The 20,051-nt window shown below is 60.2% G+C and carries 15 protein-coding genes; 4 read left to right on the top strand and 11 right to left on the bottom strand.

Annotated elements, in window-relative coordinates; all coding sequences use genetic code 11:
- Nucleotides 1-38: 38 nt before the first annotated feature.
- The 5 genes from VX159_RS11770 to VX159_RS11750 form a co-directional block, all read right to left on the bottom strand.
- Nucleotides 39-1,358: an MFS transporter gene (locus VX159_RS11770; protein WP_371323079.1), complete on the bottom strand. Its 1,320-nt coding sequence runs from the start codon at nucleotides 1,356-1,358 to the stop codon at nucleotides 39-41.
- Nucleotides 1,359-1,444: 86 nt separating this feature from the next.
- A complete protein-coding gene (locus tag VX159_RS11765; RefSeq protein ID WP_371323078.1) occupies nucleotides 1,445-2,053 on the bottom strand; it encodes a response regulator transcription factor in 609 nt (202 codons plus the stop codon).
- Nucleotides 2,046-4,457 carry a PAS domain S-box protein gene (locus VX159_RS11760; protein WP_371323077.1) on the bottom strand — a complete coding sequence of 804 codons (2,412 nt, stop codon included), beginning with the start codon at nucleotides 4,455-4,457 and terminating at the stop codon, nucleotides 2,046-2,048. The genes VX159_RS11765 and VX159_RS11760 overlap by 8 nt, the downstream gene beginning before the upstream one ends.
- 115 nt (nucleotides 4,458-4,572) lie before the next feature.
- Nucleotides 4,573-6,435, bottom strand: coding sequence for a diguanylate cyclase (locus VX159_RS11755; protein ID WP_371323076.1), 1,863 nt, complete (start codon nucleotides 6,433-6,435; stop codon nucleotides 4,573-4,575).
- 126 nt (nucleotides 6,436-6,561) lie between these two features.
- Nucleotides 6,562-7,500, bottom strand: a complete 939-nt coding sequence (locus VX159_RS11750; RefSeq protein WP_371323075.1) for a nucleoside recognition family protein — start codon at nucleotides 7,498-7,500, stop codon at nucleotides 6,562-6,564.
- A 103-nt stretch (nucleotides 7,501-7,603) separates the two neighbouring features.
- On the opposite strand from VX159_RS11750, the gene VX159_RS11745 reads away from it, so the two are divergent.
- Nucleotides 7,604-9,196, top strand: coding sequence for a hypothetical protein (locus tag VX159_RS11745; protein WP_371323074.1), 1,593 nt, complete (start codon nucleotides 7,604-7,606; stop codon nucleotides 9,194-9,196).
- Nucleotides 9,197-9,540: 344 nt separating this feature from the next.
- Here VX159_RS11745 and aceB read toward each other — a convergent pair whose 3' ends face one another.
- A complete protein-coding gene (gene aceB / locus VX159_RS11740; protein WP_371323073.1) occupies nucleotides 9,541-11,139 on the bottom strand; it encodes a malate synthase A in 1,599 nt (532 codons plus the stop codon).
- 124 nt (nucleotides 11,140-11,263) lie between these two features.
- Here aceB and VX159_RS11735 point away from each other — a divergent pair, with 124 nt between their 5' ends.
- Together VX159_RS11735 and VX159_RS11730 are read left to right on the top strand one after the other, a co-directional pair.
- A complete protein-coding gene (locus VX159_RS11735) occupies nucleotides 11,264-12,166 on the top strand; it encodes a LysR family transcriptional regulator (RefSeq protein WP_371323072.1) in 903 nt (300 codons plus the stop codon).
- Between the two features lie 77 nt (nucleotides 12,167-12,243).
- A complete protein-coding gene (locus VX159_RS11730; protein WP_371323071.1) occupies nucleotides 12,244-12,597 on the top strand; it encodes a YbaN family protein in 354 nt (117 codons plus the stop codon).
- Nucleotides 12,598-12,606: 9 nt separating this feature from the next.
- Here the strand turns inward: VX159_RS11730 and VX159_RS11725 are convergent, their stop codons facing one another.
- The 4 genes from VX159_RS11725 to aceA all read right to left on the bottom strand — a co-directional run bounded on the left by VX159_RS11725 (nucleotide 12,607) and on the right by aceA (nucleotide 17,385).
- On the bottom strand, nucleotides 12,607-13,788 hold the full coding sequence (locus VX159_RS11725) for a diguanylate cyclase (protein WP_371323070.1): 1,182 nt from the start codon (nucleotides 13,786-13,788) through the stop codon (nucleotides 12,607-12,609).
- A gap of 161 nt (nucleotides 13,789-13,949) precedes the next feature.
- Nucleotides 13,950-14,177: a YdcH family protein gene (locus VX159_RS11720; RefSeq protein ID WP_371323069.1), complete on the bottom strand. Its 228-nt coding sequence runs from the start codon at nucleotides 14,175-14,177 to the stop codon at nucleotides 13,950-13,952.
- A gap of 118 nt (nucleotides 14,178-14,295) precedes the next feature.
- Complete coding sequence (locus VX159_RS11715) at nucleotides 14,296-15,921, bottom strand: methyl-accepting chemotaxis protein (RefSeq protein WP_371323068.1); 1,626 nt, start codon at nucleotides 15,919-15,921, stop codon at nucleotides 14,296-14,298.
- 153 nt (nucleotides 15,922-16,074) lie between these two features.
- Nucleotides 16,075-17,385, bottom strand: coding sequence for an isocitrate lyase (gene aceA, locus VX159_RS11710; protein ID WP_371323067.1), 1,311 nt, complete (start codon nucleotides 17,383-17,385; stop codon nucleotides 16,075-16,077).
- A gap of 332 nt (nucleotides 17,386-17,717) precedes the next feature.
- On the opposite strand from aceA, the gene VX159_RS11705 reads away from it, so the two are divergent.
- Complete coding sequence (locus VX159_RS11705; RefSeq protein ID WP_371323066.1) at nucleotides 17,718-19,514, top strand: methyl-accepting chemotaxis protein; 1,797 nt, start codon at nucleotides 17,718-17,720, stop codon at nucleotides 19,512-19,514.
- Between the two features lie 36 nt (nucleotides 19,515-19,550).
- Here the strand turns inward: VX159_RS11705 and rraA are convergent, their stop codons facing one another.
- The gene (gene rraA / locus VX159_RS11700) at nucleotides 19,551-20,042 is read right to left on the bottom strand and encodes a ribonuclease E activity regulator RraA (RefSeq protein ID WP_371323065.1); all 492 of its coding nucleotides are present in this window, start codon (nucleotides 20,040-20,042) and stop codon (nucleotides 19,551-19,553) included.
- Between the last annotated feature and the right edge of the window lie 9 nt (nucleotides 20,043-20,051).

The following is a 20,051-nucleotide window of genomic DNA, read 5'->3' as shown; positions in this document are numbered from 1 at the left end:
GTCGACCGTGGACAGCCGGTTTTAGGCTGCAGTCAGCTTCAGGTTTCGAGCGGGCGGTCGCGTACTTCGGGCAGGAACAAGACGCCGACGATGCTGGCAATCACCAGCAGGGCGAGTGGGTAACCGAGTCCGGCGAGCGGGTGGCCGAAGTGCACCCCCAGCCAGGTGACCATGAACGGCGACATGCCGCCGAGCCAGCCGGCTGACAGGTTGTGCGGCAAGGCGACCGCGCTGTAGCGGGTGCGTGCCGGAAAGAGTTCCGGCAAGGTTGCCGTTTGCGGTCCGGTGATCGCTGCCAAGGGCACTACCAGCACCAGCAGCAGCACCAGCAACATACCCTGGTCGGGCGTTGCCTGCGTGCCGTAGTAGAGCAGCCCCTGAAAGACCGGGAAAATCACCAGCAGACCGGAGATCAGGCCGAACAGCAGGACCGGACGGCGGCCGATGCGGTCCGACAGCCAGCCGCAGAAAATGGTCGCCGGCAGCAAGACCAGCGTCGACAGCATCACCAGCTTGCTGGCATCGGCCGCCGGCAGTTTGACCACGGTCTTGAGAAAGACGTTGGTGTAGACCTGGCCGGAAAAGAACAGGATCGAACCACCGGCCGAGATGCAGAAGAAGAGCAGGGCCATGCGGCCGAGGGTTTGCCGGTCGCGCAGGCATTCCCGCAGCGGTGCCTTGGCCAGGGCATTTTTGGCGCGCAATTGCTGGAAAATCGGCGATTCGTGCAGATTCAGCCGGCTTTTCAGCGAAATCGCCAGCAGCACGGCCGAAAAAATGAAGGGGACCCGCCAGCCCCAGTCGCGGAATTCGGCTTCCGACAGCCATTGTTGCAGCAGCACGATTTGCAGCGTCGAGGCGAGCATGCCCAGCGGCCCCATCAACTGCAGCACGCTGGTATATAGCCCGCGCTTGCCGGTCGGAGCGTGTTCGGTGAGGTAGACCGCTGCGCCGCCGATTTCGCCGCCGACCGAGAGACCTTGCAGGATGCGCAGGAAGAGCAGCAGCGCCGGGGCGAGCAGGCCGACCTGGGCATAGGTTGGGAGCAGGCCGACACAGACGGTCGAGCCACCCATCAGCACGATGGTGATCAGGAACACTGTGCGCCGGCCGATGCGGTCGCCAAGCGAACCGAACAGCGCCGCGCCGAGCGGCCGCACGATCATGCCGATGCCGAAGGTGCCGAGACTGGCGAGCAGCGCGGCGACGGGGTCGGTGGCGGGAAAAAAGAGACTGCCGAACCAGGTGGCCAGCGAGGCAAAGGTCAGGAAGTCATACCATTCGAGAAAGGTCCCGAAGCAGGCGGAAACGACGACTTGCCGCTGGATGTGCGGAGTGGTGGGCGGATGAGCGGACATGGCCGGACCGGGAAAGGAGAAAAGGCGAATTATCGCCTGTCACGGTCGACCGCGTCAGTTGGCAGAAAAGCTTTTTCGCCCCGGACTCAGGACAGGCTCATCACCGCCTTGACCAATTCTGCCAGAGTCCGCACGCCCATTTTCTCCATGACCCTGGCCCGGTGGGCTTCGACCGTTTTCATGCTGATCGCGAGTTCGTCGGCAATCTGTTTGTTCAGTTTCCCGGCCACGACCAGTTGCATTACCTCGCGCTCGCGCTGGGTCAGTTGCTCGATCCGGTGGCTCAGGGCGTGGCTGCGTTCGCGCTGGGCGGCGAGTTCGCAGTCGAGTTCCAGGGCGCGGCGAATACGCGAGAGCAGGTCTTCGTCACTGAACGGTTTTTCAATGAAGTCGCAGGCGCCGCGCTGCAGCGCATTGACTGCCATCGGCACGTCACCGTGCCCGGTGACGAAAATGATCGGCAATTGCGAACCGAGGCTGTCGAGCTTTTCATGCAGTTCGAGGCCGCTCATTTCCGGCATCCGCACATCGAGGACCAGGCAGCCGCGCATTTCATCGCGGCGGGCAAGCAGGAAATGCTCGGCCGAGTCGAAACAGACTACGCGGTAGCCTTCGCCTTCAAGCAGCCAGGTCAGCGAATCGCGCATGGCTTCGTCGTCGTCGACTACGTAAATCGTCTGAGAGGGATCACTCATCGCTGGATTCTCCGTCGGCTTCCCCGGTTGCCTCGCAGGGCACGGTAAAGCGGAACACAGTACCACCTTCGCGGCGGTTTTCAAGCCACAGCCGGCCTTGGTGGAATTCGATCATGGAACGGCAGATGGCCAGGCCGATGCCCATGCCTTCTGCCTTGGTGGTGTAAAACGGGGCAAAGATCCGCTCGGCATCGGCTTCGTCAATGCCGTGTCCCTGGTCGGTGACGGCAATTTCGAGCATCCGGCCGGCTACCTCATGGGCGCTGATGGTCAGCCGGCGGCGTTCGACCGGTACGTCGCTCATAGCCTCGATCGCATTCTTGACCAGATTGAGCAGCACCTGCTCGATCATGATCCGGTCGACCACGATGCGCGGCAGGTCCTCGGCCATTTCGACCTGAATCTGGGTGCTGTTCCGCTGCGCCTCGATGTCGGCAAAAGCACGTGCTTCGTCGATAATTTCTGCCAGCGCAATGGGCAAGCGCTTGGGGTCGCCTTTCTTTACCATGTCGCGCATCCGGCGGATGATCTTGCCGGCGCGCTCGGCCTGGTCGGCGGCCTTCTGCATCGCCAGCAACAGGTCCTCAAAACGGTAGTTGCCGCCTTGCATCCGCTTGATGCAGCCAGCGCAGTAGTTGGCGATTGCCGAGAGTGGCTGGTTGAGTTCGTGGGCGAGCGAAGAGGCCATTTCACCCATGGTGATCAGTCGTGAGGTCTGTTCCAGGCGCTTCTGCTGCTGCAGATTGACCTCCTCGATATGCTTGCGCTCGGTGATGTCGGTTCCGACCTGCACCCGTACCGCGCGACCATCGACCCAGCGGATCACCCGTTCGTGCACGTGGTACCAGCGCCCCGACAGGGCGTGCTGGATTTCGCCATCGAACAAATCTTGCGGCAGTTGTTCCGTGGACAAGACCATGGGGTCGGTTTCCAGCGCGTCCGGCGCCGGCCGACACGCCGCAGTGACCAACGCCGAGTCGCGCCCGAGGGTGTTGTAACCGAAGATGTTCTGGAAGGCCCGGTTGGCAAAGAGGATTTCGCCACTATCAACATCGGCGACATGTACCGCTGAATCAAGGCCGTCGATTACCGTGACGAAACGCTCGTGGGCCCGCTCCAGTTCGACGCGGGCGCGTTTGGGCTCGGTGATGTCATTCATCGAGGCCATCCAGCCGATCTGGCGGCCGGCGGTGTCGATCAGCGGCGAAAAATAGAGGCGCACGTCAAAACGTTCGCCGTTCTTGCGCATGATCCGCATCTCGTAGCCGCTGGCCGGTGCCTGCCCGGCGAGCGCCGTATCGATATTGTGTTGCAATTGCTCGAACTCTTCCGGAGGCCAGTAGGGGTACGGAGGCTTGAGTCCGATCAGTTCGCGTTCATTGAAGCCGGTCATCCGGCAGAAGGCGGCATTGACGAAGGTGATCCGGCCTTCCAGGTCGATGGCGCGCATGCCGGTAATCAGCGAATTCGACATTGCCTGGCGGAACGCATAGGCCGCTCGCAATTCTTCCTCGGCATCGGCCCGGTGCTGCGCATGGCGCCGCAACTGGACCAGGGTGGCCGCCGCAATCAGGGTCAGGAGCCCGATCATCAGCGCCGGCAGGTACTGAATCCATGGGCCGCCGCTGCGGTAGGCGACGATGTTCAGGCCGAGCCGGTTGTTGGGCAGGTCGAGGCTGATCGTGCCGGAAAGTTCGCGCTGGGTCGGCTTGACCGAGGTGTTGCTCAGCAGTTCGCGGTTGCCGGCGTCGACCAGCGTCAGGTTGTAGCGGGTGGTGAAACTGGTCGGCAGCGAGGTACGCAGCAGCATTTCCAGCGACTGCATTGCGATGAAGGCTCCGAGATCGCTACTGGCGCGCTGTACCGGGAGGACCAGATCGTGGACGCGTTTCTGGCTCACGTCAGGGTAATCAGGCGAATACAGTTCGCGCCGGATGCGCAGTGCCTCCTGCAGAGCATGTAGTCGAAGCCCCTCCAGTTGCTCACCAACAAAGGTATCGGTGCCTTCGTTGGGGGCGACCCATTCGACTTTGCCCTCTGTATTGACCCAGACAATCGCTTGCAGGTCCGGATTGTCGCGCACATAGCGCGCGGCCTTGACCTGGAAACCTTCGTAGTCGAGTTGGCGGAATTCCTGTTCGCGGCCAAGTTCACCGAGAAAATCCTGGTGCTGGTGCAAGCGGCTTTCAATAGTGCGTTCAGCCCAGTGCATGTCGGCTTCTAGCGCCGAGCGGGCTGTGTCGAGTTCGCGCCATTGCAACATGGCGGTAACGGCAAACATCGCGACCGCGAAGACACCGATTGCGACATACGGCGCAAGCCATAGCCAAGGCTTGCCGGGAAAGGAAGTAGGGGGGCGAATAAACATCGACTGATTTTTGGCCGCGACGGCTAAGGCAGCCATTGGTACTTACCCTAATTCAGGGGGCAAGTCGCCGCGTGGCCGAAAGACAGCGGGGCGGCTGTGGCCGCCCCGATTCAGGATGCTACCCGAAAAACAGCCGGCGGCCGTTTCCTGATCAGTATTCCTTCTGATCCGACCACATGCTGGTGTTGAAGCGGATCACCCGGTTGCGACCGCTTGATTTGGCCTGGTAGAGGGCGATGTCGGCAAACTTGACCGCTTGCCAGAAGGTGTCGCTGTCGGTCGGGAAGTCGGACAGGCCGATCGAGATGGTCTTTTGCAAAACCACGCCAGTGACCTGCACCTTCATGTTCTCGACCGCCAGGCGGATGCCCTCGGCGACCTTTTCGGCTGCCTCGCCCTGGGTGTCGAGCAGGATGATCATGAACTCCTCGCCGCCATAGCGGATAACCAGGTCGGAGGCACGCACCGCCTGGCGGAGAATGCTCGATAGGGCCTTGAGTACGGCATCACCAGCATCGTGGCCGTAGGTGTCGTTGACCATCTTGAAGTAGTCGAGGTCGAGCATCATGATCGTTGCGTGCACCCGCTTGCGCTGGACGCTGGCGACCAAGGTCTCGACATATTCCTCAAGGAAGCGGCGATTGTGCAGGCCGGTCATCGGGTCGCGCAGGGTCGAGTCGCGCAGGCTCTCCATCAGTCGCTTGGTTTCGAGCACCGGTGCGGTTTCGCGCAGATAGACATTGACGAAGGGAATCTTGTTGCTGAGGCAGGCGGCACGCTCCGGCGTGGTCAGCAATTGCACGATGCTGCCGACCGAGCCCGACTGCATTACCGGGAAGCAGACGTGGCGGCGTTCGCCGGCCTCGGCCGGGGGGCGGAAGGAGTAGCAGATGTCCGGTGTCGAGACACCGTCGACCACGTGCCCGGTGCGGGCAACACGGCAGGCCTCGGGGCGGACCAGCACCTGCGGATCGCACCAGCGGCAGCTTCCTCCGGTCTCGCCGTCGACCATTACGCTCTGCATCTGGCGCTTGTTCGGGTGGACCTCGTAAATCGAATACTCGCCGAGGCTAAACTCGGTTTTCAGCGTGGTCGAGAGGCGTTCGTAGATTTCGTCCTTCGATTCGTCTTCCTCGATCGCCTGCTTGAAGTGCGCAGCCTTGGTCAGGCCGTCGACCATGTCGATGGTGGCCGTAAGCAGGTTTTCTCCTGGCGTCGGGGTGCGGTTGATCAGTCTGGCAACATTGCTGCCGATCCGGGTCAGGCCTTCGTCGAGGAAGGTCAGCAGGCGGTTCATGTCGGTCGCAATCTGACCGATTTCATCGTTGGTTTTCTTTTCGACGTGTGCCTTGAAGTCGCCACGCAGGGCGCGCTGTACAGCCTCCTCGACGGCCCAGGCGGTATCCGAGATCGGTTTCAGCTGGCGGCGCAGCAACAGGATCAGGCCCAGTGCGAAGAGCGTTACGGCAGTGGCAATCCCGGCCACTGTAAACAACGCCTTTTCCTTCAGCGCGCTGAGCGACATGGTCATGCTGACGGCACCGAGCACGGTGCCTTCGGGAACCTGGTGACACTGCAGGCAATTGGGATTACCGAGCGAGGTGGCGATGTAGGGGATGGTGCCGCGGAAGACCGTGTCGTTTTCGACATCAATCACTTCGAAGCGTGGTTTGCCATCCTGCAGTACGGTTTTTTCGATGTCGTCGGCTGCGGCTTCCACGGTCAGTCCGTTGCCAAACTGCTTGCTGACCTCCGGCGAACGGATCACCCGTGCCGATTTCAGGCTCTGGACCTCGACCAGGCGATGCAGGAAGCGCTCGCGCTTGTCAATGACGCCATTGATCATCGATTCCGTGAGGTGCACACGGACGATCTCGCCAGCGGTGCGGATGTGTTCGGTCGCGGTAGCGATCGAGAAGCTGCGGAAGGCATACAGGCTGATTGCGACCAGAACGGCCAGCAGTCCAACTGCGATGCCAATGAAAAACAGGGTGACCTTGGCGTGGAGTTTCACGATGTCTCGCGTTGTAATTGGTTTTTTGGGAAGCCCGGCGATTATGACGCAATGCCAAACAAATTCAATGGTGGGCGTCTCAAAGTCTTTGGCTTTTTGCGCTGGATCAAATTCTCCGCCGCTGCCTCAGGCAAACAGGGCGTGCCCCATGGTCCGCAGCAGGATGCCGCAGCAGGCACCGAGAGCGGCCGCCTTCCATACTCGGGCGACACGCGCTCCCGCTGAGATCAGGACGGCGACGCCAGGCAGGTCGAACGGCGAGATCAGGAAGCCGGCACTCTGATTGAGCAACAGGGGACCGATCTGTCCGGCGCGCCGCATCTCGTCGACCACCCCCATCATTGCGGTGCCGCCAGCCAGGTATTTGGTCAGCGCGGGCAGGATCAAGACCGGGTCAATGCCCAGCCACTGCAGTGCCGGTGCAATGACTACGGTCAACAGGTCAAGTGCGCCGAATTTCTTCAGGGCGGTGACCGCGACCAGCGACAAGACCAGCATCGGGATCGCGCCGATAGCGATCTTGAACGCTTCGGCACCGGCGCGGTTGATCACGTCGAGTACGCCCTTGGCTGATTCGGCCACCGGATGCCTGAGCGATTCGTCAAACGGTTCTTCGGTGGCCGACAGTTGCCGGCCGAACAGGTAGTAGGTCGCCGCCGCTGCCGCCAGTCCGCCGAGCAGCGAGAAAACCAGCGTCAGCGTGAAATCGAGGCCCATGGTTAGCATCGGAAAGGCAGCGTTAGCCTGAGCCATGGCGAAGACCATCGCCAGGGTCGCCGCCAGGTGGCGGTCGGAAGCGCCGCGTTGTTCCATCATGGTCAGGGTCGCCATCGGCGCGGCGAAACTGACGAAATTGATCTGCAGCGCGGCAAATACGCCCAGGCCGGTCAGGCCGAAGGGGCGCAGCAGGGGGGTCAGCAGCAGCACCAGTCGGTCGAGCGCGCCGCGTGCTTCAAGCAGGCGCATCAGCGACAGCATCACGACCATCACCGGCAGCAGAATGAATAGAGATAGCTCGACCGCCGAGCGGCCGGCCCTGAGAACGATATCGACGAGTAGATCCATGGTCGGGAAAGGGGAGTAAGCCGCAGATGAACCGGCAGGGAGTGCAGTCTGCAGGCATCGCTTCTTTCGGGCAAGACGGGTAATCCCGAGGGAATTTATTTTGTTGCTTATGGCATTAATGGTGGTTGACGATGCGATAATTGCGGCCTCCTTCTTCGTGTTCGGGAGTTCGTCGATGGCCCTGCCGCGTTTATCCTGTGCTTTGCGCTTTCCTCTGGTGCTGCCGCTGCTGGCGGCATCCTTGGCAGTGGCTGCGGCGACTCCGCTGCCTGCCTTGAATGTCGATCTGAGCCAGACCAGCGTTTCGGGAATTTCCTCGGGCGCCTTTATGGCCGTGCAATTCGGGGTGGTGCATTCAGCGCAGGTGCGCGGCGTAGCAGCGACAGCAGGCGGGCCGTATTTTTGCGCCGGCAAGGATTCCTGGGCCGGGGCCAGTGTCAGCCGGGTGATCGCTCGCTGCATGCAGGGCGACCCAGGTTATCCGGCCAAGCCGATTGGCGATGCCGAGATGCGCAATATGGTCTCCTCGACCCGCAGCTGGGCCGGCTGGCAGTTGATCGACCCACTCGAAAGCCTGGCCCAGCAAAAGGTCTGGCTGTTTCATGGCTACAACGACGGGATCGTCAAAGCTCCAGTCAGCGATGCGCTGTACAAGTGGTACCGCGAATTCGTGCCGGCCGCCCAGGTGTTTTACAAGAACGAGACGCCGGCAGCACATGCCCAGATTTCTGCCGCTTGCGGTAGCGCCGAGGCGGCGTGTCAGCCCTGTGCCACCACCGGCGGCAAATTCATCAACAGCTGCCGCGATGAGGCGCGTCCGGAGCAGGCTTACGACGCTGCCGGCGCCGCCCTGCAGCTGTTCTATGGCCCCTTGCAGCGCACGGCCGCCTCGGCGCTAGCGGGCAGCATCCGCGAGTTCGACCAGCGGCCCTATACTCAGCAAGGCGGCAAGCCGGTGACGCCGCTCAAGATTTCGCTGGCCGACAGTGGTTACCTGTATGTTCCGAAAGCCTGCGCCGATGGCGAGTCCTGTCGCCTGCACGTGGCTTTTCACGGTTGTCAGCAGCAGGCCGGGCTGATCGGCCGCGACTTCGTCGAGCACGCCGGCTTCAACGAATGGGCCGACGCCAACCGGATTGTCGTGCTCTATCCGCAAACCGTTGCCGCCGTCGCGCCGCCGGCAACGCCCTTCAATCCGCAAGGCTGCTGGGATTGGTGGGGCTACAACGATTACGGCTGGAACATGACCGGCTACTACGCAACCCGCGATGGCGCGCAGATTGCCAGCGTCTGGAACATGGTGAAGCGCATTGCTGCAGCAGCCAAGTCCGCGCCACCGGTGGCGCCCCTGCGCGAACTGCGCTTGCAGCTGGTTGATGCTTCCGCCAGCCAGGTTGCGCTGGCCTGGGCGCCCGTGCCCGGGGCGCAAAGTTACCGCCTGCTCCGCGACAGCCAGCCGCTGACGACCCTGGCTGCCGGCACGGTCAACAGTTGGGTTGATAACGGCTTGCAGGCCCAGACCAGCTACCGCTACAGTCTGCAGGCACTCAACGTCAGCGGCCAGCCGCTGGCCGGTAGTGCCGAGTTAACGGTGCGTACCGGTAAGCCTGCCGCTGCCTGTGATCCCTATTTCTCATTGGCGAAAAACAGCGTTGTCACCCGCGACAACGAGCCGACAACAGCGGTTTGTCCCTGATCTGACTTTAGCCTCGGCCCAAAAGGCCGGTTTTCACGGTCGACCGTGAAAACCGGCCTTTTTGCACGAGGAGGCACCTAGGGGGGCAGGTTCTTCCTGGCCCTGTTCGCCTTCGCCCCTGGTTTATCCTGTGGGTCGCCAACATGTCTTGCCCGGAAGGCTTTTCGACCGCTTTCTCAGGAAATGCTGAGCGCCTTTCCAGGTAAGGATTTGCGTCGATTGCGACAAAAACCAATAGGTGCCGGGGTCGAGGTTTTTTCCTTCCTGCCACGGTCGACCGTAAAAAACCAATAAAAAAGCGCCGGGTTGCCCCGGCGCTTCTGTCTCACTCCACTTTTTGTTTTTTAGGCCATGGCTTCGTACAGCGGCAGGGTCAGGAACTCCGGGTAATCCGGGGTCAGCGACATGCGGTCGAAGATTTCGGCAGCTTGATCGTAGGTGGCGGTGTCTTCGCCCTGGGCGGTGACGGTGGCCTTCACCTTGACCAGTTCTTCGGCGATCATCGGACGGACCATTTCAACGGTGACCTTGCGGCCGTCGTCGAGGATGCCCTTCGGCGAAACGACCCACTGCCAGACTTGCGAGCGGGAGATTTCGGCGGTGGCGGCGTCTTCCATCAGGTTGTGGATGGGCACGCAACCGTTACCGGCCAGCCAGGAACCGAGGTAGTGGATACCGACGTTGATGTTGTTGCGCAGACCGGCTTCGGTGATCGGGGTGGTCGGGCGGAAGTCGAGCCACTGTTGCGGGCCGAAGGAACCTTCGACTTGCTTGTCGAACTGGTTCGGACGGTCGCCCAGCACCTTGACGAACTCTTCCATGGCGATGGGCACCAGACCCGGGTGAGCCACCCAGCCGCCGTCGAAGCCGTCGTTGGCGTCGCGGGTCTTATCGTGACGGATGCCAGCTAGGGCCTTTTCGTTGGCAACCGGGTCGTTCTTGATCGGGATCAGGGCCGACATGCCGCCCATGGCCGGCGCGCCGCGCTTGTGGCAGGCCTGGACGAGGGCCAGGGCGTAGCCGCGCATGAAGGGCACTTCCATGGTGATGGCGCCGCGCTGGGCCAGGCAGAAGTCCTTGTTCTTCTTGAACTTCTTGATGCAGGAGAAGATGTAGTCCCAGCGACCGGCGTTCAGGCCGGCGGAGTGGTTGCGCAGTTCGTACAGGATTTCTTCCATCTCGAAGGTGGCGAGGATGGTTTCGACCAACACGGTGGCCTTGATCGTGCCTTGCGGCAGGCCGACGTGGTCCTGGGCCATCACGAAGGCGTCGTTCCACAGGCGGGCTTCGAGGTGGCTTTCCATCTTCGGCAGGTAGTAGAACGGGCCGGCGCCGCGGGCGATCTGTTCCTTGGCGTTGTGGAAGAAGACCAGACCGAAGTCGAACAGGCCGCCGGAAACGCGCTGGCCATCAACCAGAACGTGCTTCTCGTCGAGGTGCCAGCCGCGCGGACGAATCTGCAGGGTGGCGATCTTGTCGTTCAGCTTGTATTCCTTGCCGGCTTCGTTCTTGAACGACAGTTCGCGGCGGATGGCCTTGTACAGGTTCAACTGGCCCTGGATCTGGTTTTCCCAGTTCGGGCTGTTGGAATCTTCGAAGTCGGTCATGTAGGAATCAGCGCCCGAGTTGAAGGCGTTGATGATCATCTTGGCTTCGACCGGGCCGGTGATTTCGACGCGGCGGCATTGCAGGGCGGCCGGGATCGGGGCAACCTTCCAGTCGCCTTCGCGGATGTGCTTGGTTTCCGGCAGGAAGTCCGGCATTTCGCCGGCATCGATGCGGGCCTGGCGCTCGACGCGGGCCTTCAGCAGTTCCTGGCGACGGCCTTCGAAGGCGCGGTGCAGCTTGGCGACGAATTCCAGGGCCTCAGTGGTGAGGATGGATTCCCATTCGGGCTTCACGGGGGCGGTAATTTGCATACCGGCGGGCAGGTTGAGGGCCATGCGGATCTCCTGGATCAAAGTTGAATGAAGAGTAAACCAATGCTGCGATGCAACGCATTTTATGGGTCTTCTATAAGACTTGGAAGCTGGGTAAAATCATTTCATCTTTTACTTAAAGTAAAAAATGGATCGATTAAAACAGGTTGAGGCCTTTGTTGGTGTCGCAACTCGCGGCAGTTTGTCGGCGGCGGCGCGTGCCGAAGGGGTGACGCCGGCGATCATCGGGCGTCGCCTCGATGCGCTGGAGGCTCGTCTGGGCGTGCGTTTGCTGCTGCGCACCACGCGCAAGCTGACCCTGACCTTCGAGGGGCAGGCCTTTCTTGAGGATTGCCAGAAACTGCTCAACGATTTGGCCAATGCCGAGGCGGCAGTATCGCTCGGCGGGCTGCAGGCGAGTGGCTACCTCAAGATTTCGGCGCCGGCCGGCTTTGGCCGGCAGCATGTGGCGCCGCTGGTCGGCGATTTCATGCGCGCCAATCCGGAAGTTACGGTCAACCTCAATTTGAGCGACAGAATTGTTGACCTGATCAACGAAAACATAGATTGCGCGGTGCGCATCGGTGAATTGACCGATTCCAGTCTGGTCAGTGTCCGCTTGGGCGAAATGCGGCGGATGGTGGTCGCTAGTCCGGCTTATCTGGTCGCGCACGGGGTGCCGCGCTCGCCGGCCGATCTGGCTCGGCACAACTGCCTGTCGCTCGGGCAGCAGCGCGGCTGGATTTTTCGCCAGCCGGAGAGCGGCGAGGTCGAGACCTTCAAGGTCAGTGGTCGCTTCGAATGCAACGACGGGGCTGTACTGCACGAATGGGCGCTGGCCGGACGCGGGCTGGCCTGGCGCTCGTTGTGGGAGGTCGGGCGCGACCTCAAGGAGGGGCGGCTGACTTCGGTGCTCGATGCCTGGCAGGCGCCGCCGATGGGAATTTACGCGGTATTCCCGCAGCGCCGGCATCTGCCGCTGCGGGTCCGGCTGTTCATTGATCTGCTCAAGGACAACTATGGCAACCCGGCGTATTGGGAACTGCGCTAACAGCGGTGGCGACCGAGAGAAACTGCGCTAAGCTGCCGCTCTTCCATCTCCTTGGCTTGCTCAGCCTGCTCTAAACCATGAAGCGTCCGGTCTATCGACTGCTGGGAATCTGTTCGGTTGTGCTCGGCGTTATCGGCGCCTTTCTGCCCTTGCTGCCGACGACGCCTTTTCTCATCTTGGCCGCGTATTTTTTTGCCCATTCACATCCGGAATGGGAGGCGCGGCTCTTGGCTCATCCCCGAGTCGGTCCGGCCATCATGGCCTGGCGGCAGCGGCGGGCGATTCCGCTGGTGGCGAAATGGATGGCCGGAATCTTGCTGACAATCAGTGCGGTCGGCGGCTGGTGGTGGCTGTCGCCGCCACTGGCCTATGTGCCGATGGCCGTTGGCGTGGTGGTGTTCGGCTGGATGCTGAGCCGGCCGAATGCCTGAAGGGAGTGCTCAGGGCTCAGGGGTGAGCGAGTGATAGTCGCCAGCTGGCGTAACCACGCCGTCGCGACCTAGCGCCTTGGCTGCATACATGCGCTGATCGGCACGCTGGACCAATTGTTCCCAGGCGGTGATTCCGTCTTCGCTACTGGCGGCAATCCCTACCGATGCGGTTAGGGCTGTTCCGTCCGGACGAGTTCCGAGTCCGCTGGCGCGCAGGCGCCGCAGGAGGATTTCGACATTGTCGCTCGGGGTGTCGGGTAACAGAGCGATGAATTCCTCCCCTCCCCAGCGGACCAGCAGGTCGCTGCGCCGCAAGCCTTGACGGATGCGGTCAGCCAGTGTCTGCAGGCAGCGATCGCCCGCTTCATGCCCCCAGGTGTCATTGATGCTTTTGAAATGGTCCAGGTCAAAAAAGGCCAGGGTCAGCGGCTTGTCAGCCATGGCATTCAAACGAAACAGCAGATTGAGCGCTTCTTCCCCGGACTGGCGGGTGAAGGCACCGGTCAGCGGGTCGTGCATCGCCTTGAGAACCAGCGTTGCCATGTAGTGGCATTGGCTCATGCCGGAAAAAACGGCTACGCCAAGCATCATGCTCATGAACCAGAGGGTGCCGCCATGTTGTTCCAGGCTGAGGGTCTGGCCACTGGTCGCACCGAGTAATCCGGTGACAATCACAGGCAGGGCGAGCCCCAGGGTCTCCAAGGCTGTCAGCGGAAAAATGGCCAGGCCGCCGAGAACAATGGTGGGCAAGTAGGTATATAGCTGGGCGACCAGGCGTTGCGCCTGGGTGGTTCCAGCCCCCAGCAGGGCATCGGCAGCAAACAGGTGAAAGAGCGGCGGGATCATCAGTAGCCCAAGCAGGTGCAACAGTGCCTGCCGGTAAGGATGGGCTGCGGACAACTCGCGGGGCCACGCGAGGGCGACGAAGAGCAGTGCCGAGGCAATGCGGAGGATGACCAGTTGCCAGGCAAGCTCGCTCGGGAAAACCAGCAGGTCGACGATCGAACAGAGCGGGACCAGGACGGCAAACAGTGCGGCAATTAATTGCACCCTGGCGAGAATCACGCTCGCGGCGTGGCGCCGCAGGTGCAGTGACCGGCCGGCTGGTGTCAGCAGGCTGAACAGCTGGCTGGCATTGAGTTGCGAGGGGGCGACGATGTGGCGCGAAATGCTTTGCCAGAGAGGGGGCACGATGCTGCTAGATTTGTGATTTTTACAAGGTAGCGATCTTAGCCGGGATTTTCGGATCACAGAAGCGCTTTGCGCTGTCTTGATGCGCTGGCCGGTTGGTTGAGCAGCAATAAAAAAACCGGCGCTGAGCGCCGGCTTGTCGACTTCGGGTCATTCGTAAGTCAGGCGGCAGCTTCGGCGCTGGCTTTTTTGAGTACGGCGTAGAGTTCGTCTTTGAGTGCCAGCTTTTCCTTCTTCAGCACTTCGATTTCGACCGGGGTGCCCGGTTCGATGTGGGCTTCCATGTTCTTGATCTTCTGATCAAGTTCATTGTGCTTGTCGAACAGGTTTAAAAAATGACGGTCGCTGGTCTTCAGTTGGGTGATCAGGTCGCGGAATTCGGGAAACATGGTTGAAGCTCCTGTCGTTGTAGTGATTTCGGTTTCATTGTACGAGCAATTGCCCGTGCTGGCGACAGGGTTGTACTGCTCCCGCGAGTTCGGTCGCGGGAGCAGCAGGGAACCGCGTTCAGATACGAAACCGGGCAATTGTGCTGCGCATGCTTTCGGCCATCTTTTCCAGGCCTCGGGCTGCCTCGGCAACGTCGCGGATGGCGGAGGTGTTTTCGTAGGCTTGCCGCGAGATATCTTCGATGTGACCGGAGATCGATGCGCTGGCGATGTGCTGCTCTTCTGCGGCGCGTGCGATGTCGGCAACGATCTGGCTGACCTCACCCACGCTGCCGCTGATGCTGGTGACCGAGTCTCCTGCCTTTTCGGCCAGTGTGACACCGTTCAGCGCCATGCCCGATACTTGGCCGATTTCATCGACAGCCCGTTCCGTACGGGACTGGATTGAGCCGATCATGCCGGTGATTTCGCTGGTCGATTGGGCGGTGCGTTCAGCCAGTTTTCGTACTTCATCCGCCACTACGGCAAAGCCCCGCCCGGATTCGCCGGCCCGGGCAGCTTCGATTGCAGCATTCAGTGCCAGCAGATTGGTCTGGTCGGCAATGTCGCGGATTACGGCCACGATGTCGGAGATCCGTCGTGATTCTTCGCCGAGCTGGTCAACAGCCTGTGCTGTACCGGAAATCGACTGGGCAATCCGGCTCATCTCGCCGGAAGCCTCGTTGACAACGGAGCGCCCGTCTTCTGTTAGTTGCCGGGAGGATCCGGCAATGCCGGTCAACTGCTGCAGGCTGCTGGTGGTGCTGGCGATGCTTTGGCTGACCTCTTCAATCGTACTTGCCGTGGCGGCTGCGGCATCGCTTTGTCGGGCGCTGCTTTGCTCAATTCGGCGGATGCTGCTGCTCAGCTGTTCCGAGGCAGCCAGGACTTGCTGGGAACTGGCAGAGATGTCGCGGATAATGTCACCGAATTTTTGCTGCAGGGTATTGAAAGCTTTCGCTATCGCGCCGATTTCGGCACGGCTGCGAATTTGAATGGGCTGGCTCAGGTCGCCGCTGGCTGCCGCCAGATGCATGCCTTCGCTGAGTTGGGTCAGGGGGCGGGTGATGCCGGTTGCAATCGTCCACGAGAGACCGACCAGCAGCAGCATGCCGATTCCAATGCCAATCCCGATGACGCTGGCGGCCTGACGGAACTGGGTGTCGACATCGTCGATGTAGATGCCGGAAGCGACGATCAGACCCCAGGGGGCATACAGACGGGCAGTTGCCAGCTTGGGCAACGGAGTCTTGTCGGCGCCGCGTGGCCAGAGGTATTCAACGAACTCGCCTTTGCCGCGTTTGGCGGCCTCAACCATCTCGTAAACAATGCGCTTGCCGGTACTGTCCTTGAGTTCGCTGAGATCCTTGCCATTAAGTTCGGGCTTGAACGGGTGGCGAACCATCCGGTACGAAGTATCGTACTGGCTGAAGTAATTGTCGCCTTCATAGCGCAGGGCTGCGATTTCCGTTTGTGCGCGTTCTTTTGCTTCTTCGAGCGGGAGTTTTCCGATCTCGGCTTGCTTTCCATAGTGTTCGGCGATGCTGTAGGCCAGGTTAACGATTTCCCGGGTTTCGATTCGCTTGTCCTCGAGAATCGATGCGCGCAGGATCAGCAGGCCGTAGGCGGCGGTGGCAACCATCAGGACCAGGGCTCCGACAACGAGCAATGCCAGACGGTGGCGAATTTTAAGATTCGAAAGCATGCTTATTAACTAGTCGTTGATGATTTTATAATTCTGACAGCATTTTTTTTTGTCATCAATTACTTAGTTTGATAAACAATGAAAAAGGGCCGATCCCTTCCGGGATCGGCCCTTGCGCCACTGCGGTGACGGTTGGCGTTCGGCCTGTTCTAATTAGTGGAACTGTTCTTCTTCGGTGGAGCCGGTCAGGGCCTTGACGGAGGAGGAGCCGCCCTGGATCACGGTGGTGACTTCGTCGAAGTAGCCGGTGCCGACTTCCTGCTGGTGGGAGACGAAGGTGTAACCCTTTTCGCGAGCAGCGAATTCCGGCTCTTGAACCATGTTGACGTAGTGCTTCATGCCTTCGCCGCGAGCGTAAGCGTGGGCAAACTGGAAGGTGTTGTACCAGTTGACGTGGATACCAGCCAGGGTGATGAACTGGTACTTGTAGCCCAGTGCCGACAGTTCTTCCTGGAAGGAAGCGATCTGGGAGTCAGACAGGTTCTTCTTCCAGTTAAAGGACGGGGAGCAGTTATAGGACAGCAGCTTGCCCGGGCAGGCGGCCTGGATGGCCTGGGCAAATTCGCGGGCGAAGCCGATATCGGGCACGCCGGTTTCGCACCAGACGAGGTCAGCATACGGAGCGTAAGCAACGCCGCGGGAGATGGACTGCTCCAGACCGTTCTTGACGCGGTAGAAACCTTCCTGGGTGCGCTCGCCGGTCAGGAACGGCTTGTCGTTGTCGTCGTAGTCGGAGGTGATCAGGTTGGCAGCTTCGGCATCGGTACGGGCCAGGATCAGGGTCGGAACGCCCATGACGTCAGCGGCGAAACGAGCGGAGATCAGCTTTTCGATGGCTTCGCGGGTCGGAACCAGAACCTTGCCGCCCATGTGGCCGCACTTCTTGGCGGCAGCCAGCTGGTCTTCGAAGTGAACGCCAGCGGCACCGGCGGCGATCATGTTCTTCATCAGTTCGAAAGCGTTCAGGACGCCACCGAAACCTGCTTCAGCGTCGGCAACGATCGGCAGGAAGTAGTCGATGAAGCCTTCGTCGCCCGGATTGACACCGCGGGACCACTGAATTTCGTCAGCGCGCTTGAAGGTGTTGTTGATGCGGCGAACCATGGTCGGGACGGAGTCGTAGGCGTACAGCGACTGGTCCGGGTACATGGTTTCGGAAGTGTTGCCGTCGGCGGCGACTTGCCAGCCAGACAGATAGACGGCTTCCAGGCCAGCTTTGGCCTGTTGCATGGCCTGACCAGCGGTGATCGCACCGAAGGCGTTCACGTAGCCCTTTTTGGCGCCGCCGTTGACCTTATCCCAGAGGATCTTGGCGCCGCGCTGGGCCAGGGTGTATTCCGGCTGCAGGGAGCCGCGCAGACGGACGACGTCAGCAGCGGAGTAGCCGCGCTTGACGAGCTTCCAGCGGGGGTTTTCGGCCCAATCTTTTTCCAGGGCGGCGATTTGCTGTTCGCGAGTGCTCATGTGAATTCCTCAAGAGTAGGGTTGAGAGTTTGCTTGTTGCGCCAAGCCAGGGGTTTGGAGAGTGCTTGTGCGATGGAGAGAAGTATAGTTTTTTTTTTGCGGGGCAGCAATAGTCTTATATAAGACATAAGACAATATTTTTCTTATTAAAATCATTGGCTTGTTTTTTATTTTTCATAATGTGAAAAATAATTTGCGTTAGTGAAATTTTGCTTGCGCAGGTGCCGAATGACGCTGGCTTGATAAGGGGAAAACCCTTGTCGGGTAAGCCTTGACGGAGTGCTCCAAGAAGCGTTGAATTCGCCAAAATCTACAAATCTGGAGGCATGGGCATGGAGACTTTTCGGCGTTTATATGATTGGAGCGAACGCACGTTCTGGAATTCGCTGACCAAGAAGCTGATGAGTTTCTTGCTCCTGTTGCTGATCGATGCCGTTTATCTTGGCATCTACGTGCGACAAAAAGGCGACATCGAGGCCCGTCTGCGTGCAGGCAATACCTCAGCCGAGGTGTTGCAGGGGGTGAGTGATAGCCTGAATCAGGGCTTGTTGTTGATGCTGATCCTGACTGGTATCGCACTCTGCTGGAACGTTTTGCAGATTCTCTATATCCGGCATTTGATCCTCCGCCCGGTGCGCCTGATCTCGCAAATTTTCGATGAGATTGGGCGTGGGGAGGGGGACTTCTCTCGCAATCTGCCAACTATTTCGCACGATGAGTTGCGAACGCTGGCTGAGTCCTACAACCGGTTTGCTGAGAAGATGCGCGAAATCATCAGCGAAGTGCGGAAGATGAGCGTCAATATCGCCCGTGAAGCGGTGATGATGAAGAAGGCGGTGGCGGTCACGGCCGAGCGTTCGGGGCAGCAAAGTCAGATTGCGGCAGCGGTTTTCGGTGCCAGCAATGAGGCGACGCAGGCAATCGAGGAGGTTTCGGCGGCAACCGAGAGAATTTCCGAGTCTACCGAAAGTAACTTGGCCAATGCGCGCAAGTCTCTGGGTGAGATCGGGCAGGTTGTAGACAAGGTGCAGACAGTCAGCGACAAGTTGGGGCGGTTCAACGACACGGTCGGGCAGTTGTCGCAGCGTTCTGACAGCATTCGGCAAATCGCCGGGCTGATCAAGGAAATTGCCGATCAAACCAATTTGCTGGCACTTAACGCCGCTATCGAAGCAGCCCGGGCGGGAGAGGCGGGTAGAGGCTTTGCAGTGGTCGCCGATGAGGTTAGAAAACTGGCTGAACGGGTCAATGTGGCAACGCAGGAAATCAATGAAAACATCGGCGGCATGATTGCTCTGGTGCGCGACACCCAGCAGGAAAACGAGGCGATCAACGGTGATGTCCGGCAAACCCGTGAGGTGGTTGAACGTTCTTCCGACGAGTTTCAGCGGATGGTTCTGGATTTTGAGCGCACCAGCGATCAGTTGAGCCAGATTGCGGCGGCCATGGAGGAACTGGGGGCAACCAATGGCCAGGTTCATGATGCGGTGACCCAGGTTCATGGTTTGTCCTCCGAGGTCTCGGCGAGCATGAAAACCTCATCTGAATCTACCGTGACCTTGAGCAATGCTACTGAGAGCGTTCAGGAACTGGTGTCCCGCTTTAAAATCGGTCGCGGCGCATTTGACTACAACGTTGAGCAGGCGCGCCGCTTCCAGCAGGAGTTCCAGGATGCGCTGACCGCCATGGTGCAAAGAGGAATCGATATCTGGGATCAGAATTACCGCCCCATTCCGGGAACCAATCCGCAGAAATACGAGGTCAGCTATGTTTCCGCTTTCGAGCGCGAGATTCAACCGATTGCCGAAGCTACCCTGGGGCGCCTGAAGGGGGGGGCGTATGCGCTGGTGGTCGATAACAAGGGTTACGGGGCAATCCATAACCTCAAGCATTCAAAACCCCTGACCGGCGATTATCAGGTTGACTTGGTCGGCAATCGAACCCGTCGCCTGTGGGAGGATCCGACCGGGCAGCGGGCAGCCAAAAACCGTCTGCCCTTGCTGGTGCAGACCTACGCCCGAGATACGGGCGAGGTCTTGTCGGAAATCAACTTGCCGTTGATTGTCAATGGTCGCCACTGGGGGGGTGCCCGCATCGGCTGCGACAGCAGTGTCCTGCTGGAGGGGTGAAGGCTGAAATTCCGGGCAACTCGGTTTCGGGATCGATCAGGTTAGCGATCTGGCCGAGACGAGTACGCCGTCTTCATCGGCGTACAGCCATTCTCCGGGCTGGAAGGTGACACCGCCGAAGGTGACGGCGATATTCTTGTCACCAACCCCTTTCTTGATACTTTTTTGCGGGTGGGTGTCGAGCGCCCGGACCCCGATGTCGATTCCGTTGATGTCGCCTGAGTCGCGGATACAGCCGTAAACCACTACGCCCTCCCAGCCGTTTTTGTTGGCCAGGATCGCCAACTGGTCGCCGACCAGCGCGCAGCGCAGGGAGCCGCCGCCGTCAATCACCAGTACCTTGCCAGTTCCGTTTTCACCGAAGGCTTCGCGAACCAGCGAATTGTCTTCAAACAGTTTGAGGGTGACGATCTGTCCGGAAAATGCAGCGCGGCCACCGTAGCGCTTGAACATCGGGGTGACGACGCGCAGGCCGTGGCCCAGTTCATTTTCAAATTCGTCGCAGAGGTCGGGGGTTTTAAAGCTCATTCAAGGTCT

The sequence above is a fragment of the Dechloromonas sp. ZY10 genome, assembly GCF_041378895.1.
Classification (GTDB): Bacteria; Pseudomonadota; Gammaproteobacteria; order Burkholderiales; family Rhodocyclaceae; genus Azonexus; species Azonexus aquae.
This window is presented reverse-complemented; position numbering and strand designations above follow the sequence as displayed.

Coding starts and splice junctions, on each gene's coding strand:
- aceB (WP_371323073.1), bottom strand. CDS start 11,139: ATGGCCCTCAACCTGCCCGCCGGTATGCAAATTACCGCCCCCGTGAAG.
- rraA (WP_371323065.1), bottom strand. CDS start 20,042: ATGAGCTTTAAAACCCCCGACCTCTGCGACGAATTTGAAAATGAACTG.
- VX159_RS11760 (WP_371323077.1), bottom strand. CDS start 4,457: ATGGCTGCCTTAGCCGTCGCGGCCAAAAATCAGTCGATGTTTATTCGC.
- VX159_RS11765 (WP_371323078.1), bottom strand. CDS start 2,053: ATGAGTGATCCCTCTCAGACGATTTACGTAGTCGACGACGACGAAGCC.
- VX159_RS11705 (WP_371323066.1), top strand. CDS start 17,718: ATGGAGACTTTTCGGCGTTTATATGATTGGAGCGAACGCACGTTCTGG.
- VX159_RS11735 (WP_371323072.1), top strand. CDS start 11,264: ATGGATCGATTAAAACAGGTTGAGGCCTTTGTTGGTGTCGCAACTCGC.
- VX159_RS11750 (WP_371323075.1), bottom strand. CDS start 7,500: ATGGATCTACTCGTCGATATCGTTCTCAGGGCCGGCCGCTCGGCGGTC.
- VX159_RS11720 (WP_371323069.1), bottom strand. CDS start 14,177: ATGTTTCCCGAATTCCGCGACCTGATCACCCAACTGAAGACCAGCGAC.
- VX159_RS11770 (WP_371323079.1), bottom strand. CDS start 1,358: ATGTCCGCTCATCCGCCCACCACTCCGCACATCCAGCGGCAAGTCGTC.
- aceA (WP_371323067.1), bottom strand. CDS start 17,385: ATGAGCACTCGCGAACAGCAAATCGCCGCCCTGGAAAAAGATTGGGCC.
- VX159_RS11715 (WP_371323068.1), bottom strand. CDS start 15,921: ATGCTTTCGAATCTTAAAATTCGCCACCGTCTGGCATTGCTCGTTGTC.
- VX159_RS11730 (WP_371323071.1), top strand. CDS start 12,244: ATGAAGCGTCCGGTCTATCGACTGCTGGGAATCTGTTCGGTTGTGCTC.